The 16,238-nt window shown below is 65.4% G+C and carries 12 protein-coding genes; 4 read left to right on the top strand and 8 right to left on the bottom strand.

The window, feature by feature from the left end:
- Nucleotides 1–30: 30 nt before the first annotated feature.
- From tssH to O0880_RS23055, 8 genes are all read right to left on the bottom strand, one after another.
- Complete coding sequence (gene tssH, locus O0880_RS23020; protein ID WP_289888974.1) at nt 31–2,697, bottom strand: type VI secretion system ATPase TssH; 2,667 nt, start codon at nt 2,695–2,697, stop codon at nt 31–33.
- Nucleotides 2,698–2,750: 53 nt separating this feature from the next.
- Nucleotides 2,751–3,830 (bottom strand): type VI secretion system baseplate subunit TssG, encoded by a 1,080-nt coding sequence (tssG, locus tag O0880_RS23025; RefSeq protein WP_289888975.1) that lies wholly within the window; start codon nt 3,828–3,830, stop codon nt 2,751–2,753.
- Nucleotides 3,794–5,638, bottom strand: a complete 1,845-nt coding sequence (gene tssF, locus O0880_RS23030) for a type VI secretion system baseplate subunit TssF (protein WP_071324366.1) — start codon at nt 5,636–5,638, stop codon at nt 3,794–3,796. Before tssF ends, tssG begins: the two co-directional genes overlap by 37 nt.
- Nucleotides 5,639–5,640: 2 nt before the next feature.
- Nucleotides 5,641–6,132: a type VI secretion system baseplate subunit TssE gene (tssE, locus tag O0880_RS23035; RefSeq protein WP_152259427.1), complete on the bottom strand. Its 492-nt coding sequence runs from the start codon at nt 6,130–6,132 to the stop codon at nt 5,641–5,643.
- A gap of 101 nt (nt 6,133–6,233) precedes the next feature.
- Nucleotides 6,234–6,725 (bottom strand): type VI secretion system tube protein Hcp, encoded by a 492-nt coding sequence (locus tag O0880_RS23040; RefSeq protein WP_071324368.1) that lies wholly within the window; start codon nt 6,723–6,725, stop codon nt 6,234–6,236.
- A 33-nt stretch (nt 6,726–6,758) separates the two neighbouring features.
- Nucleotides 6,759–8,243: a type VI secretion system contractile sheath large subunit gene (tssC, locus tag O0880_RS23045; protein ID WP_289888977.1), complete on the bottom strand. Its 1,485-nt coding sequence runs from the start codon at nt 8,241–8,243 to the stop codon at nt 6,759–6,761.
- Nucleotide 8,244: 1 nt separating this feature from the next.
- A complete protein-coding gene (gene tssB / locus O0880_RS23050; RefSeq protein ID WP_071326567.1) occupies nt 8,245–8,754 on the bottom strand; it encodes a type VI secretion system contractile sheath small subunit in 510 nt (169 codons plus the stop codon).
- Nucleotides 8,755–8,827: 73 nt separating this feature from the next.
- The gene (locus O0880_RS23055; protein ID WP_289888981.1) at nt 8,828–9,352 is read right to left on the bottom strand and encodes a hypothetical protein; all 525 of its coding nucleotides are present in this window, start codon (nt 9,350–9,352) and stop codon (nt 8,828–8,830) included.
- A 396-nt stretch (nt 9,353–9,748) separates the two neighbouring features.
- Between O0880_RS23055 and tssK the strand changes: the two genes are divergently transcribed.
- The 4 genes from tssK to O0880_RS23075 are packed head-to-tail and all read left to right on the top strand — an operon-like array spanning nt 9,749 to nt 16,235.
- A complete protein-coding gene (tssK, locus tag O0880_RS23060) occupies nt 9,749–11,095 on the top strand; it encodes a type VI secretion system baseplate subunit TssK (RefSeq protein ID WP_071324371.1) in 1,347 nt (448 codons plus the stop codon).
- 15 nt (nt 11,096–11,110) lie between these two features.
- Entirely contained in the window at nt 11,111–11,893 is a 783-nt protein-coding gene (gene icmH / locus O0880_RS23065) for a type IVB secretion system protein IcmH/DotU (RefSeq protein ID WP_071324372.1), read from the top strand.
- Nucleotides 11,893–15,738: a type VI secretion system tip protein TssI/VgrG gene (gene tssI / locus O0880_RS23070; protein ID WP_289889135.1), complete on the top strand. Its 3,846-nt coding sequence runs from the start codon at nt 11,893–11,895 to the stop codon at nt 15,736–15,738. Before icmH ends, tssI begins: the two co-directional genes overlap by 1 nt.
- Before the next feature lie 41 nt (nt 15,739–15,779).
- Entirely contained in the window at nt 15,780–16,235 is a 456-nt protein-coding gene (locus tag O0880_RS23075; protein ID WP_289888984.1) for a hypothetical protein, read from the top strand.
- The last annotated feature ends 3 nt before the right edge of the window (nt 16,236–16,238 follow it).

A 16,238-nucleotide genomic window follows, 5' to 3' on the forward strand; every position in this document is an offset into this window, starting at 1 on the left:
ACCCAGGGCCAGCAGGCGGCCCGCTGGGGCCTACCTGATCGTGTACTTGAACTGACCCTGCTTGCCCGCGCTGACCTTGATCTTGCTGATCGCCAGCCCCTCCGCCATTCTCGCCAGCACGGATTCGGCAATTTCCGGCAGCAGGCTGCCGTTGAGGATATGGTCGACGTTGCGCGCCCCCGAATCGACTTCGGTGCAGCGCGCCAGCACGGCCTCCACCAGCGTCTCGTCGTAGCTGAATTCGGCCTGGTGGTTGGCGCCGACGCGCGCGGCGATCCTGCGCAGCTTGAGATCGATGATCCTGGCCAGCACGTCGTCGCCGATCGGATAGTAGGGAATCACCTTCAGGCGCCCCAGGAAAGCCGGCTTGAACACCTTCAGCAGCTGCGGGCGGATGGCCAGTTCCAGCTGCTCCGGCGTGGGCACATCCTCGGGCGCCAGGTTCAGGCATGCCTGCATCATGGTGGCCGACGCCACGTTCGAGGTGAGGATGATGATGGTATTCTTGAAATCGATCTCGCGCCCCTCGGCATCGTCCATCACGCCCTTGTCGAACACCTGGAAGAACAGCTCCATGACGTCGGGATGCGCCTTTTCCACTTCGTCGAGCAGCAGCACGCTGTACGGATTGCGCCGCACGGCCTCGGTCAGCACCCCGCCTTCGCCATAGCCGACATAGCCGGGCGGCGAGCCTTTCAGGCCGGACACGCTGTGCGCCTCCTGGTATTCGCTCATGTTGATGGTGATGAGCTTGCGCTCGCCGCCATACAGGGCGTCGGCCAGCGCCAGCGCCGTTTCCGTCTTGCCGATGCCGGACGGACCGACGAACAGGAACACGCCCTTGGGCTTGTCGGGATCGTCGAGGTTGGCGCGCGAGGTGCGCACGCGCTGCGCCACCGCCTCGATCGCATGGGGCTGGCCCAGCACGCGCTCTTCCAGCAGGTCCTTCAGCTTCAACACGGTGCGGATGTCATCCTTGACCATTTTCCCCAGCGGGATGCCGGTCCAGCCGGCGACGATTTCCGCCACCACGTGGCCATCGACCTGCACCGGCACCATCGGCGTCTCGCCCTGCAATGCGCGCAATTGCTGCAGCAGCGCCTGCAGGTCGCCGGCCTGGCTGGCGTCCGGCCTGGCCGCACCGGCGTCCTCGAGTTCCTGGCGCGCCGCCCGCACTTTTTCGCTGAGTGCCTTTTCCGTTTCCCAGCGTGCCGCCAGCGCCCCGTGTTCGCCGGCGGCGGCGCCGCGCGCCGCGCGCAACGCCTTCAGGCGCGCCGCATGGCTGGCGCCGCCGCTTTCCTCGCGCGCCAGGGCCGACGCCTCCGCATCGATGCGTTCGAGCTGGCGCGCCAGGCTGTCGAGCAGCGCCGGCGTGGCGCGCTGTCCCAGCGCCACCCTGGCGCAGGCCGTATCGAGCACGCTGATCGCCTTGTCCGGCAGCTGGCGTCCCATGATGTAGCGGTGCGACAGGCGCACGGCCTCGGTGATCGCCTCGTCGAAGATGCGCACGTTGAAATGCTTTTCCATCAGCGGCGCCATGCCGCGCAACATCGCGCACGCCAGTTCCTCGCTCGGTTCCTCGATCTTGACCACCTGGAAACGGCGCGCCAGCGCGGCATCCTTCTCAAAATATTTCTTGTACTCGCCCCAGGTGGTGGCGGCGATGGTGCGCAGCTCGCCCCGCGCCAGCGCCGGTTTCAGCAGGTTGGCGGCGTCGTTCTGCCCGGCGCTGCCGCCCGCGCCTATCATCGTGTGCGCCTCGTCGATGAAGAGGATGATCGCATGCGGGCTTTTACTCACTTCGCCGATGACGTTTTTCAGGCGGTTCTCGAACTCGCCCTTGACGCTGGCGCCGGCCTGCAGCAGTCCCATGTCCAGCGTGTGGATTTCCACGCCCTGCAGGATGTCCGGCACGTCGCCCTGCACGATGCGCAGCGCCAGTCCTTCGACCACCGCCGTCTTGCCGACGCCCGCCTCGCCCGTCAGGATCGGGTTGTTCTGGCGCCGCCGCATCAGGATGTCGATGGCCTGGCGGATTTCCAGGTCGCGCCCGATCACCGGATCGATCTTGCCGTCGCGCGCGCGCGCCGTCAGGTTCACCGTGAACTGGTCCAGCGCCGGCGTCTTCGATGCCGCCGCGCGGCCTTGCAGTTCGCTCACAGGGTCGCCGCCCGCGCCGTCGGCCGCCGTTTCGCCAGCGGCGGCTCCCGCAAGCTCCTGCGAACCCTCGGTCAGCGACTCCAGCTTGTGTTTGAGCTCGTCGAGCTTGAACTGCTGGAACAGGGCCGAGCCGCGGTACGCGAGCTGCGCCAGTTCCGGCTCGGTCAGCAGCGCCTGCAGCAGGTGCGCGCTGCGGATGCTTGCCTGGTGTCCGGCCCGCAGGTCGAGCGAGGCGATCAGCCAGGCGTGCTCGAACAGTTTCGGCAGCCGCGGCGAAAACACGGGCGTGCGCGCGTTCCCCGTCTGCAGCCGGCCTACCTCGGCCCGCAGGTCCGCTTCCAGCATGCCGACGCTGATGCCGCTGCGGCGCGCGATCAGCACGAAATCGCTGCGCGGCTGTTCCAGCAAGGCCAGGAATACGTGCTCCAGGTCGACCTCGTACTGTCCCAGGCCGACGCAGATACTGGCGGCGCGCGTGGCGGCAATGCGGCAGGTGTCATTCAGCTTGCTGATCAGCGTCTTCAGGTTGATGCTCATGGGGAAGCGGTCCTTGTGTCGGGTTGGAAGGGAGGCGGAATCGGTGTTACGGTTCAGGCAAGCGCGTGCAATTCGTAGCGGACGTCGGCGCGGTCCTGCGCTTCGCCGCCCGTGATGAGGAAACTGTCCCAGCCCAGCCTGCCGCCGCCGCGCGGCTCGTCCAGGCGCACGCCCTGCACGTCGCTGGCGCGCAGCACCAGCTGCACCTCGTACTCGAGGCACAGGCTGGTGAACATGGCGAGCATTTTCTCCAGCGCCCGCGCGGCCGCGCCGCCGGGCAGGAAGGCGTCGAAATGCGCGCGCGCCAGCGGGCCGATGGTCAGCCGCATGCGCAGGTCGCGCTGCCACACGCGCCCGCCCACCAGCGCGGTGGCGCCCAGCACGGCGTTATTCGCGCCCAGGGTGCTTTGCTGCTCGCGCGGCACGTCGTACCAGCAGCCGATGAACTGGCTGACCGTGACGCGCTGGCCGAAATATTCGGACAGCACCTGGCCCATCATCACGGCCGAAGGCGGCCGGTGGCGCATGGCGGCGGCAAAAAAGCCCACCGATTCGTCCAGCACGCCATCGCCGGACAGGCGCTCGCGCAGCGAAGCGTGGCCCAGCCCCGCCAGCGACAGCAGCAGCGGCAGGAACTGGTCCTTGCCGTCCAGCTGGTACTTCAGCTCGAGCCGGTACTTGCGCCAGGCTTCGTAAAACAGGGCCAGGGCGCGGTTCGAAAACGTGTCGAGGAAGGCGCGCGGCCCCTCGTCCCTGGACTCGAACTGGTGGCTGGCGATGCGTTCCGTGTAGTGCGCCGGCAGCGCGCCGGCGACGCCGAGAAAACCCATGAAGGCGGGCGTGATGCGCACATACTTGAGCTGCGCACTGCGCAGCGCCGCACCCAGCGCGCCGGCATCGGTCGCCAACCCGCGCGGCTCCGGCCGCAGCGCTTCGATCTGGCTGGGGGCGAAGTCGAGCGAGACGGAATTCTGGAAGCGCAGGAAGTTGGCCACCGCCCCTTCGTGCGGCATGCCGTTGCGCCGCAGCCAGAGTTCCAGCAGCCGCACCGCCTGGAAGTACTGGAAACGGTACGGTTGCGCAAACAGGCGCTCGATTACACTAGGCTCGAATCGCCGCTTCGTGGTTTGCATCGCAACAGCTCCTCTCCCGATTTCTTCGCCACCAGCACCAGTTGCGTGAAGCTGTTCGCATGCACATACAGCCCCAGGAAACAGTCGATGACCTGGGCGAAGGCATGGATGCCGCTGCCGACGAACGCCTCCTCGTCCAGCGTCAGCCGCACTTCGATGCCGCGCACCAGGCAGGCGAAGGGATTACCGGGCAGCCAGGCATTGACGGCCTTGTGGGCAATCGCCGTCAGGCCGCGGATCTGCCGCTGCGAGGTCGGCGAGCGCGGCAAGTCATACAGGGCCAGCATCTCCTGGAAGGCTTCCAGGCCGCTGCCGGCCAGCGACAGGTGGTTCAGCGACAGGTGCGAGATCAGGCGCCAGTGGGCGCCCCGCCCCCGTTCGAATCGGTGCGACTCGGTGGGCTTGCGCAGCAGGCTGATGCTGCGCACGCTGGAGCCGCCCTCGAGGAACAGGTCGCCGCCGTGCAAGCCATAGGTCAGCTGCGCCGGCAGGTCGCGGTTGGTGCAGCTCAGTTCCAGGCTGAGCGTATCCGTTTCCACGGCGGCCGGATCGAAGTCGATATCGACGATCGAGATCTCCGTTTCATGGCCGGGACTCTTGTGGGCGATGACTTCGTCGCGCCGCATCACCCAGTAATGTCCGTCCCTGGCCGGCGTTTCGCCGTGGCGCAGCGAATAGAACGGCCGGAATTCGACCACCGACTCGCCTTGCGGCGTCTGCCGCACCAGCTTGACCGCCTCGATGGCGTGCACCTCGAACGCATACGCGCGGCGCGCGTCGGCCAGCACCGGGTAGCTGGCGGCAGTATGCGTGATGCGTATCGGCTCGCCGCGCTGGCGGAACAGGTTGACCACCGGCGTGCAACCGAGCAGCAGGTTATGCGTCGCCATGGTGCCCAGCAGGCGCGCCGTATTCGAGTCGGTGCGCAAGCCGCTCAGGGCCAGGTGCAGGGTAACGCGGCGGCATCCGGCCGGCAGCACGGCGCACAGCGCGCCCAGGTCGATGTCGAAGAAATTGAATTTTTCGGGAAAACAGAAATACTCGGTCAGCAGCCGGTACGCCGGATGCGAGCGGGCCGCGAACGGGATCAGCGCATCGTCTTCGGCGAAACCGGCGCTGCTGACGGGATTGACGGCCAGCGCGATCCAGCGGCCGCTGTCGTCCGCCTCGGCGTATGCCTGCACGGTGCGCATGAACAGCGCATCGCGCAGCGCGGCGCAAAACGAGGGCTGGCCGTCGATGAAGACGCGCAGCGATGGCAGACCCAGCTGGGCCAGCGAGATCTGCCCGGCAGTCGATTCGAGGCGCATGCTCACGCCCGAGGTGGCGCCGGATGGCAGCTGCGCCTGCTCCGGCGCGGCGATGATGGGGGAAAACGCCGCATGCGTGAGCGCCAGCGGCGCCACGGTGACGGCATACGCGGTGCGGAAGGTGCAGGCCACGCCCTTCACGGGACGCGTCGTCAGTTCCGTGCCGCGGGCGATTTCGGTGGCCGCCGTCAGCTGCGCCGCTGCGGCCGCATAATCCATGCGGGCGATCGAACAGCTGGGGAAAGGCCGCAGATAATGCGGATACAGCACCTCGAACAGGGCTTCGGTGAATTCGGGATAGTCGTCGTCGAGGCGCTTCGAGATACGCGAATTGAGCAGCGCGAAGGACTGGATCATGCGCTCGATATGCGGGTCTTCGCACACTTCGCCGCCCATCAGCAAACGCCCGGCGATCTTCGGATAGCGTTCGGAAAACTCGCGCGAATAGCGGCGCAGGAATCCCAGCTCCCGCTCGTAGTACGGTAACAGTTCTTCCAAGGTCAGGCTCCCGTCTGCGCCGCGCGGCGCCCCTTGCTGATGGTGTAGTGCAGGCTGGAAGGCTGCAGGATGGCGTCGAAATTGACGGGTTCGTGCGCCGCGTGCACCACCAGCAGCGCGCTGATGGCGAAATTGAGGCGGTTGATCGAACCTTCCTGGATTTCCAGCGAAGCGCGCACATTGCGCAGGCGCGGCTCGTGGCGGGCGATGGCCTTTTCCAGGCACTGGCAGATATGCGCGCGGTCATCGGTGCTCGACAGGCTCAGGCCGGCGAAATCGTTCAAGCCATAGGTGATGATGGACTTGCCGCATTCGGGGAACTTTTTCAGCAGCGCCTCGGGCAGCACCGTGCGCGTGTTGAGCAGCGCCTCCAGGTCGCGCGCCACGGTATCCTTCAGGTCCTCGAGCGAAAGGCGCGAGATGGTGCCGCTGGAAGCGCCATGGACGGGCGTGTCCATCAGGCGGTCGAACAGGCCCGGCGTAAAACCTTTCATAGGCATCCCGCATCAAGAGGTGGGAAGGGCCCGCAACCCGCGGCCTGGACAGCCAGCGGCGGGTACGGCAGGCATGCGCGCGAGCGCGCGGTACGGCGCTGTCAGACTGTCTTGTTGGCCGACAGGTCCCAGCCGCCGGAGGTATTGCCGCCCGAACCGCCGCCGACTTTTTGCTGCGTGTATTTCCACTTGACCTTGGAATACTTGAGCGACAAGTCTTCGCCGAGAATGTCGCCGGCGGCCACCGAGGGAGCCACGCTGCTGATCATCACGTTCTCGAGTTCGATTTCAAAGTACTTGATGCGCTCGCCCTGGCCATCGGCGCGCAGAAACTCGAGCTTGGCTTTCGGTATGGTTTTGCCTGAGGAGCAGGTCTGCAGCAGCAAGGGACTGGCCAGGTCGGCCATCTTGGCGATGACGATGTCCTTGTGCTCCGTGCGTTCGGCCGTATGGCCGCCGCCCGTCGATGCCGTCGCCGACTTCGGTTGCAATACCTGCCACTGGACCGACTTGCATTCGATCCAATCTTTATGGCTGTTGTCCGTGGATTCGCCTTTGATGCCGTCAATTTGCAAGTAAACGTCGATTGCCATGTTATTCCTTTCAAGGGTAGGAAGAAAAATGCCTTACGATTTGGTCGACTGCGGAAGCTCCGCGACCAAACGGAGTGAAACGGATAATTCGTCGAGCTGGAAATGCGGGCGCAGGAAGGACACGGCGCGGTACACGCCGGGACGGCCCGGCACTTCGGCCACCTGCACGGACGCTTCGCGCAGCGGGAACTGGGCTTTCTGTTCCTGGCTGGCGTTATCGTCGAGCAACACATACTGCATCAGCCAGCGGTTCAGGAAATCCTCGACGTTGGAGGCGGCGGCGAAGCTGCCGATCTTGTCGCGCATCATGGCCTTCATGTAGTGGGCGATGCGCGACACGGCAAAGATGTATTGCAGCTGGGCCGACAGCACCGCGTTCGCATTGGCCGAATCGGTGTTGTATTTTTTCGCCTTCTGCGCCGATTGGGCGCCGAAGAACGCGGCGTAGTCCGTGTTCTTGCAATGCACGAGCGAGATGAAGCCCAGGTCGCTCAATTCCTTTTCGCGGCGGTCCGTGATGGCGATCTCGGCCGGGCATTTCAAGGCCACTTCCCCTTCGTCCGTCTTGAAGGTATGCGTCGGCAAGTCTTCCACCAGCCCGCCGCCCTCCACGCCCCGGATGGCCGCGCACCAGCCGTAGTCCTCGAAGGCGGCCGTGAGCTTGGTGCCGAAGGCATAGGCGGCGTTGCACCACAGGTACTTCTGGTGGTCGGTGCCGTCCACGTCCTCGACGAAATTGAAGCCTTCCACGGTGGCGCCATCGGCCGGGTTGAATGGCAGGCGCCCCAGGAAACGGGGCAAGGTCAGGCCCACATAGCGGGCATCTTCCGATTCGCGCAGCGATTTCCACTTCGCGTATTCGACCGTGTCGAAGACCTTGGCCAGGTCGCGCGGCTTGCCCAGGTCGCTGTAGCTTTCCAGGCCAAACAGTTCCGGCGAGGCGGCCGAGATGAACGGCGCGTGGGCAGCGGCGGCCACGTGCGACATCTGCTCGATGAAATACATGTCTTCCGGCTGCCGGCTGAATTCGAAGTCGCCCAGCAAGGTGCCGAACGGGGCGCCGCCAAACGTGCCGAATTCCTCTTCGTACACCTTCTTGAACATGGTCGACTGGTCGAATTCCAGCGCGCTCTGGAAATCCTTGACCAGCTCGCGCTTGGTCGCGTTCATCATCTTGATCTTCAGGTTCGTGCCGGTCGACGTGTTCTTGACCAGGTAATGCAGGCCGGTCCAGCTGCTTTCCAGCTTCTGGAATTCGGGCGCATGCATGATCGCGCTCAGCTGCTGGGAAATCAGCCGGTCCAGCTCGGCCACGCGGGCATCGATGGTCGCCGCCAGGTTGTTCGACACCACCACCGTGCCGTCCATGACCTGGCTGACCAGTTCGGAAATGAGGTCCTTGGCGCGGGCATGCTCGACGCTGGACTTGGCCACCTTGCTCTGTTCCACGATCTGGTCGAGCAAGTCGATCTCGGTGCTGGCGGAGGCGGTCAATGAGGGAGTCATCTGTGCGGACATATCAGTCTTTCCTGACGTGGGAGTGTTGTTCCAGCTGGGCCAGCTTCTCGGTACTGTTGAGCACATCGTTGAGGATGTCTTCCAGCTTGTCGTTGCCGGCCAGCTTGTTGCGCAGGTCGGCCAGCTTGGTGCGCGCCTCGAGCAGCTTGCGCAACGGCTCCACCTGCTCCACCACCGCCTCGGGACGGAAGTCGCTCATCGAATGAAACTTGAGTTCGATGCCGAACTGGCCGCCAGCGTCGCTCAGCTCGTTGGGCACGCGGAAGGTCGCGCGCGGTTCGATGCCCTTCAGCACGGCATCGAAGTTGTCGCGGTCGATGTCGACGAACTTGCGGTCCTTCAGGCGCTTCTGTTCCAGTTCGGAATTGCCGCCGAAGTCGCCCACCACGCCGACCACGAAGGGCAGCTCCTTGTTCTCGATCGCGTCGCCGATCTCGACGTCATACGTCATCTGCACGCGCGGCGGGCGTACCTTTTGCAGGCGCTTCTGGACACTATCTTTCTTCGACATGACATCCCCTTCGAAAAGAATCGGCAACATCGGCGATGCGCCTGTTGAACTGCGGCGTTTGGCTAGTCACTGCTCACTTGAGCGCATTGAATGGATTGGCGCTGCCCTCGTCGGCGCTGCGCTTGCCTTGCTGCTTGCGCGCCGGACGCGCCGGCGCCTTTTCCGGCGGCGGCACGAGGACGCTTTCGCCCAGGCTCTCGCGCAGCAGCTTGGCCAGGTCCTGCGATTCGGCACGCAACGGGCCGGACAGGTTGTTCTGGCGGCTCAAGTCGGCCAGCGCCCGCGTCGACAGGCGCAGCCCGCTGATGGCGATCACGCTGTTGGCCAGCTTGTCGGCCGGATCGCGCACCAGCACTTCCTGCGCATTCAGGATGGCCTCGCCATACTGGCCCGCCTCGTAGCGCGTCTGCGCCATGCGTACCCACGGCTGCTTGTCGGCCGGGAAAGCGACGGCGGCCTGTTGCCACAGCCCCAAGGCCGCCTCGTTACTGCCGCTACTGGCCGCCTGCGCCGCCCTGGACATCATCTCGTCCATCGTGGGCGGCGCCATGACGGCCGGCTTGGCCGCGGGCGTGGTGTCGCAGGCACTCAGTGTCAAGGCACATGCAATTGCTGCGAGCAGCGAAACCGATCGTGTCATATGGTGCTTTCCCTCACAAAAAAGACGCGTTGACGATCAAAATAAAGTTGTAATTTATAGTTGCTAATTATTTATTTTTCGGAGCCTAACATGATTTGAATATTTATCGCGCTCAATAGAAAATACGCGAAAACTCACTATTCATGCGGCTTTCCGGGCAGCGTGCGCTATGGAAACGTACCGTACGCGCCCTTCCTCAAGATAATGTTATGGTGCTTTCAGTTGCGAAAAAAGCACCACCTTGTGCGATGCAAAGGGTGGATGATTTCAGCGGCAAGAACACGGTAGCGGCATGCCGGCGCGGACGGGTCAACCGGTCTCCGCGCCTCACTTGGTCAGGCAAAAGGGCAATCCATGAGCGTTGCAAACAAACTGTTGTGGGGCGAAGGCCTGTTCTTGCGGCCCCAGCATTTTCAGCAGCAAGACCAGTATCACGAACACCGCCTGCATGAGAGCGTCAAGGCGCTGCATCCATACGCATGGGGCGTGAGCCAGCTGCAGATAGACCGTGATGCGCTCGGCAACCATACCTTGCGGCTGCTGGAGCTGTCGCTGATCTTCCAGGACGGCGAAATCTACAACGCGGCCGGCGCCGACGAGCTGCCCGAGGCGATCGACCTTGGCAACCTGCCGCCGTCGCAGCAGTCCGTGACGTTTTACGCCGCCCTGCCCGCGTTCAAGCAATTCGGCGGCAACTTTGCCTCGGCCGGCCAGCCCAACAGCGCGGCACGCTACGGCCAGGCCAATCTCAGCACGCCGGACCTGTACACGCAGGCCGCGCAGGCCGAACTCACCTACCTGAAGAAATCGCTGCGCCTGGTGGCGGAATCGGATCCGCGCGACTCCTACGTGAGCTTCCCGCTGCTGCGCCTGCGACGCCTGTCGACGGGCGGCTTCGAGCAGGACCCGGCCTTCGTGCCGCCCAGCCTGTCGATCCGCAGCGCACCGCTGCTGTTCCTGCAGCTGCGCCGCCTGATCGACGCGCTGCAAGCCAAGGTCAATGCCCTGTATGGCCACCATCGCGAGCCGAGCAAGAGCGTGATCGAGTTCCGCTCCGGCGACATGTCCTCGTTCTGGCTGCTGCATACGGCCAGTTCGGCCTTTGCCTCGCTCAGTCATTACTTCCACCATCCGGCCCTGCATCCCGAGCGCCTGTACGAGCAGTTGCTGGGCCTGGCCGGCGCGCTGATGACGTTTTCGAAAACCCATGCGCTGGCCGACCTGCCGGCGTACCGGCACGCCGATCCCGGGCCGCCGTTTGCGCAGCTGCACGCGATCATCCGCGAATTGCTCGACACGGTGATCTCGTCGAAGTATTTTGCGATCGCGCTCAGCGAAACCAAGCCGTCCTACCATCACGGCAAGCTCGATTCGGAAAAAATCGACGGCAAGACCGCGTTTTACCTGGGCGTCTCGGCCGACATGCCGGGCATGGAGCTGGTCGACGTGGTGCCGCTGCGCTTCAAGGTGGGCGCGCCCGACGACGTGGAAAAGTTCGTGCTGTCGGCCTTGCCCGGCGTGCGCCTGCAGCATGCGCCGCAGGTGCCGGCCGCCGTGCCGGTCCGCCCGGATGCGTACTACTTCACCATCGAGGCCAAGGGCCAGATGTACGAGCGCATGCTGCAGGCGCAATCGGTCCTGATTTATGTCCCCTCCGGCATGCGCGACCTGAAGCTCGAGCTGGTCGCCGTCACCTCCTGACATAGAAATGACACGATGAACCTCTCCGCTCCCCCTTCCCTGATGTCCGGCAGCCAGGCTGCCTATTCGGCCAGCGTGCTTGCCGGTCCCGGCACCGAACACACGCTGATGGACCTGATGTACGACGGCTTTTACGCGCTGTTCATGCTGAAGAACGGCAGCGGCCCGCAGGACAATGCCGATTTCATCGCCAAGATGACGCAGTTCCTGGACGAATTCGGCCGCGGCGCAAAGAAACAGGGTGCCTCGGCCGACGATATCGACGCGGCCAAGTACGCGTTCTGCGCGGCCGTCGACGAAATCATCCTGCGTTCGCCCTACAGCATCCGCGACGAATGGGCGCGGCGCCCCTTGCAGCTGGTGCTGTTCGGCGACCAGCTGGCCGGCGAGAATTTCTTCATCCGCCTCGAAGCGCTGCGCGCGCGCGGCAGCGCCCACCTGCAGGCGCTCGAAGTGTTCCACATGTGCCTGCTATTGGGTTTCCAGGGCCGCTACATCCTCGAAGGCCCGGAAAAGCTCAATTACCTGACGGCGCGCCTGGGCGATGAAATCGCCCAGATGAAGGGCAAGAAGACGGGCTTCGCGCCGCATGCGGAACGGCCGGACCAGATCATCCACAAGCTGCGCAACAATGTGCCGCTGTGGGTGCTGTGCTCCGTGTTCGCGCTGATCTGCGCGCTCGGCTACCTGGGCTTGCGCACCACGCTGGCGAAAAATACCGAGGAGCAGATGCATGCCTACCAGGATATCGTCAAACTGGCGCCGCGCGTGGCCAACCTGAGCATCACCTTGCCGTGATGGGCGACACGCCACAGGGCGACGGCGGCGCGCCGCAGGGACAGTTCGGCACCGGCTTGAGCCAGCATGCGCGGCTGATCGCGCTGGCGACGGCCCAGCCATCGGAGCAGGCGCAATCGCTGATGGCGGAGCAGTTCGACGGCAGCGAAGCCGTCAACGAACTGTTCCGCTTCGACGTCGACGCCCTCAGCACCGCCGCGTCGCTCGACCTGGCCTCGTTCATCGGCGAGGAAATGACGCTCACCTTGCTGCAGCCCGACGGCAGCCAGCGCGCCTGGCACGGCCTGTGCACGGATTGCGCCTGGCTCGGTGCCGATGGCGGCGTGGCGCGCTACCGGCTGCGCCTGGAACCGGCGCTGGCCCTGCTGCACCTGCGCCGCGACTGCTATATTTTCCAGGACAAGAACGCGCGCGACATCGTCAGCGAGCTGCTGGCCGACTATCCGCAAGTGCGCTACCGCTTCGACATCAGCCAGCCGCTGGCCACGCGCGCAGTCTGGACCCAGTACCGCGAAAGCGACTTCGCTTTCCTGGCGCGGGTACTGGCCTTCGAGGGCTTGAACTGGCGCTTCGAGCATGAGCAGCCGGGCGGCGCGCAGGACGGCGGTGCAGGCCAGGGACAGTCCAGGCACACGCTGGTGATCTTCGACAGCAAGGCCGGCGCGCCCGACACGCCTGGCGGGGCCGAGCTGCGCTTTCACGGCGTGCGCGCCAGCGACAGCGATGACGCCATCGACAGCTTCGGCGCGCGCCGCCAGGTGCAATCGAACGCCGTCGGCATCAGCAGCTGGGACCCGCAGCAAGTGACGGCGCCGGCCGCCGAACACGCCTCCAGCCTCGATGCGGGCACGCTGCCGCAGCTGGCCGTGTATGACGGCGCCGGCGAGCGGCGCCATGCCGACCGGGCCGCGGCCAGTCCGCACGGCGCACGCATGCTGCAGGCGCTGGAGCTGGAAAACAAGCAGTTTGACGGCGCCGGTGCCGTGCGCCGGCTGGCCGCCGGCCACGCCTTCCGCCTGCTGCAGCACGCACAGTACGCCGATGGCGCCAACCAGTTCAGCGTGCTGTGGGTGGAGCACCAGGCGCGCAACACTGCCGGCCCGGCCGGCGGCGGCTTGACGGGCGCGCTGTCGCGCCTGGCCAGGGTCGCCAGCCTCGATGGCGTGGCCGACTGGATCGCCGGCCAGGTCGAGGCCGGCACCTACCGCAACCGCTTCGGCTGCGTGCGCAGCAGCGTGGCCATCGTGCCGCGTGCCACGGCGGAAAGAGCGCAAGCCGTGGCGCTGGGGCCGCAGACGGCGCTGGTGGTCGGCCTGGCCGACAGCGTGGCCACCACGGGCCGCGACCACCAGGTGCGCATCCAGTTTGCCTGGCAGCGCGGCGCCGCCGCCAATCCGGGCGGCCTGGCGCACAACACGGACCGGCAAGGCAACGCGCCGGGCAATGAAGCGTCCGGCACCTGGGTGCGCGTGGCCGAGGCGCTGGCCGGCCCGAACTGGGGTTCGCAATTCACGCCGCGCATCGGCACGGAAGTGCTGGTCGACTTCATCGAAGGCGACATGGACCGCCCGCTGGTGGTGGCCCAGCTGTACACGGGCAGCGACACGCCGCCCTACGCGGCCGGCGTCGACGCCGATGTCAACCATGCCGGCGTGCTGTCGGGTATCCACAGCAGCAACTTCGACGGCGCCGGCTACAACCAGTGGGTGCTCGACGATACGCCGGGCCAGCTGCGCACCCGGCTGGCGTCGAGCAGCGCCGCCACCGAACTCAATCTGGGCTACCTGGTCCAGCAAGGCGCCGCGTCCGCGCAACGCGGCGCCTATCGCGGCCACGGCTTCGAATTGCGCACGGACGCGTGGGCCATGCTGCGCGCCGGCGAAGGCTTGCTGCTCTCGGCCACGGCGCGCGCGCGGCAGGGCAGCGGCGTCGCATCGACCCAGCTCGACACCCGGGAAGCGCTGGACCTGCTGCGCGGCGCCTATGAGCTGAACAAGGCAACGGCCGCGGCGGCGGGCCAGCAGCATGCGCTGGTGAGCAAGGATGCCAACCAGGCGCAGCTGGACCTGGCCAGCCAGATCGACCCGAAACAGGATGGCAAATACCAGGGCAGCGTGGGCGGCCACGAAGCCTTCAAGGCCGGCAACGGCGCCCGCGCGCCCGACACCGCCCAGCCCGTGGAACGCTACGCCAAGCCGCTGGTACTGATGGAAGGGCCGAACAACATCAACTGGGCCACGCCCGCCTCGACCGTGCTGTTCGCGGGCCAGCACCTGCATGCGACGGCGCAGACGGACCTGCACCTGGCGGCCGGCCATACGGTGGCTTCGGTGGCGGCCAATGCCGCCACCCTGTTCAGCCAGGACGGCGGCATCTCGGCCATTGCGGGCAACGGTCCCGTCTCGCTGCAAGCCCATACCGACCAGCTGGAGATTTTGGCCGACAAGGCCATCACGGTGATCTCCGTGAGCGACGTCATCGAGATCAAGGCCAACCAGAAAATCACCGTGCAGGCGGGACAATCGTCGATCACGCTCGAAGGCGGCGACATCACCTTCAAGTGCCCGGGCAACTTCACCGTCAAGGGTGGCCAGCATCTCTTCAACGGCGGCGCCAGCGCGGCCGCCGGCCTGCCGCCGCTGCCGGACAGCCGCCTGAAACTGTTCGACGAAGGCTTCGTGCTGAAGGACCGCGACACGGGCGAACTGATGCCGCGCCAGCCCTACCGCGTGAAGCGCGCCGACGGCACGTACGAAACGGGCATGACGGACGCCAGGGGCTTGACGCACGTGGTCGCCGCGGCCGCCGTCGAGGCGCTGGTGATCGAATTGCTGAAATCGCCGGGCCAGGCGCCCGAGGCGGCGGAAGATCCCGCGCCGGCGCCACCCGCCCCGGCAAAAACGCCGGCCGGCCGCGCTCCCGCGCCAGGCACGACGGGTAAGGCGCCGCAGCGCGTCCCGCCGGCCAGACCCGAACCGAAATTCAAGGATAGCGCCACATCGAGCACCAGCCCGGTCGACAACAAGCAGCGCAAGGAAGTGCTGATCAAGCGGCCCGCCTGCTGGATCGCGGACTATGAAAAGGAGATCGACGTCTCCAGCGTCCCGCGCTACAACAACACCTTCGGCACCAGCGGCGCGCCGCATAACTATTTCGACACCGTGCGCTACAAGATCTACGTGCCCGTGAAATCGAACACCAGCATCATCGCCGAATTGCGCGTCAAGGTGATCACGGTGCTCGAGCCGGCCGACCAGGCGCTGGAAGACCGCGAGCGGGGCACCGAGCAGGCCGCAACGCGGGCCAAACAGCGCGCCGCCGTCATCAAGTACGTCAAGGGCATCGCCACCGCAGGCCTGGAAGCCCACTGGAACAATAAATTCCAGATGGAAATCAGCGACCCCGAATGCGGCACGCGCATCCTGCCCATCGTCTACCGCGTCGTCTATGTGGAGAGCAACGAGCATTACATCATGCAGATCCACAAGCGCTACGACCGCGAAGGCGTGACGGGCACCGTGATCGACGTATCGGCGTCGACCAATGGCCAGGTGCACGCGCATGAATTCGGCCACTGCTATGGCTTGCCGGACGAATACTCGTACGTGGCGGGCGACGACGAAACCGTCAAGTACAAGAAACCGGACGGCACCTGGGACGCGCCCGTGCCCTCGCTGTCGGACGATGAGGAACCGGAACCGGCCGCTGCCAACATCATGAACTCGGCCGGCTCCATCATCCTGCGCCCCCGGCACGCCTGGCAACTCGCCATCGAAGTGCAGGAGCTGCTGCGGACGAAAATAGGACGGAAGATCAAATGCGATATCATCCTGAACGGCTCCTAATCGCACTGCTCGCAGTGTCCCTACAACTCCCAGGAAACGCCATGCCGAACGACGTCCTCTCCATCAGCGCCCGCTGCATCGACAATCCGGCCTGCATTTTCACGGGCGGCGACATGCGCGTCGAGGTGCTCATCCAGAATACCGGCAACGGGGAAGTCGGCTATCCGCTCGAATACATGCAACTGCGGGGACCCAACATGCGCCTCATCGACAACGCCAGCGAACAAAGCCAGGTCTTGAAGACGGGCCTGGCAAACCATGCCCTGAAGCGCGCCTTCACCAGAATCGCGCCGGGCCAGTCGGTTGCGCTGCAAAGCATCATCAAGAACTCGGAACTGCTCATGTTCCGCAAGGAATTCGTCGACGTGACGGCCGAAATCGGCGTCTCGACCAACATCCAGGCCGGCGACAGCGAGGAATTGCTGCCATTCAAGGGCAGCGCCAGCCTGAAAATCATCGGCAAGGACACGCTGGAGCGCGAGGCGCAGCGGCGATAAGGC

The organism is Janthinobacterium sp. SUN118, from assembly GCF_030397695.1.
Lineage (GTDB): Bacteria > Pseudomonadota > Gammaproteobacteria > Burkholderiales > Burkholderiaceae_D > Janthinobacterium.

What these genes read in the sequence shown, in the direction of transcription:
- tssB (WP_071326567.1), bottom strand. Translation starts at nt 8,754, where the DNA reads ATGTCGAAGAAAGATAGTGTCCAGAAGCGCCTGCAAAAGGTACGCCCG.
- O0880_RS23040 (WP_071324368.1), bottom strand. Translation starts at nt 6,725, where the DNA reads ATGGCAATCGACGTTTACTTGCAAATTGACGGCATCAAAGGCGAATCC.
- tssK (WP_071324371.1), top strand. Translation starts at nt 9,749, where the DNA reads ATGAGCGTTGCAAACAAACTGTTGTGGGGCGAAGGCCTGTTCTTGCGG.
- tssG (WP_289888975.1), bottom strand. Translation starts at nt 3,830, where the DNA reads ATGCAAACCACGAAGCGGCGATTCGAGCCTAGTGTAATCGAGCGCCTG.
- tssC (WP_289888977.1), bottom strand. Translation starts at nt 8,243, where the DNA reads ATGTCCGCACAGATGACTCCCTCATTGACCGCCTCCGCCAGCACCGAG.
- tssI (WP_289889135.1), top strand. Translation starts at nt 11,893, where the DNA reads ATGGGCGACACGCCACAGGGCGACGGCGGCGCGCCGCAGGGACAGTTC.
- icmH (WP_071324372.1), top strand. Translation starts at nt 11,111, where the DNA reads ATGAACCTCTCCGCTCCCCCTTCCCTGATGTCCGGCAGCCAGGCTGCC.
- tssE (WP_152259427.1), bottom strand. Translation starts at nt 6,132, where the DNA reads ATGAAAGGTTTTACGCCGGGCCTGTTCGACCGCCTGATGGACACGCCC.
- O0880_RS23075 (WP_289888984.1), top strand. Translation starts at nt 15,780, where the DNA reads ATGCCGAACGACGTCCTCTCCATCAGCGCCCGCTGCATCGACAATCCG.
- tssH (WP_289888974.1), bottom strand. Translation starts at nt 2,697, where the DNA reads ATGAGCATCAACCTGAAGACGCTGATCAGCAAGCTGAATGACACCTGC.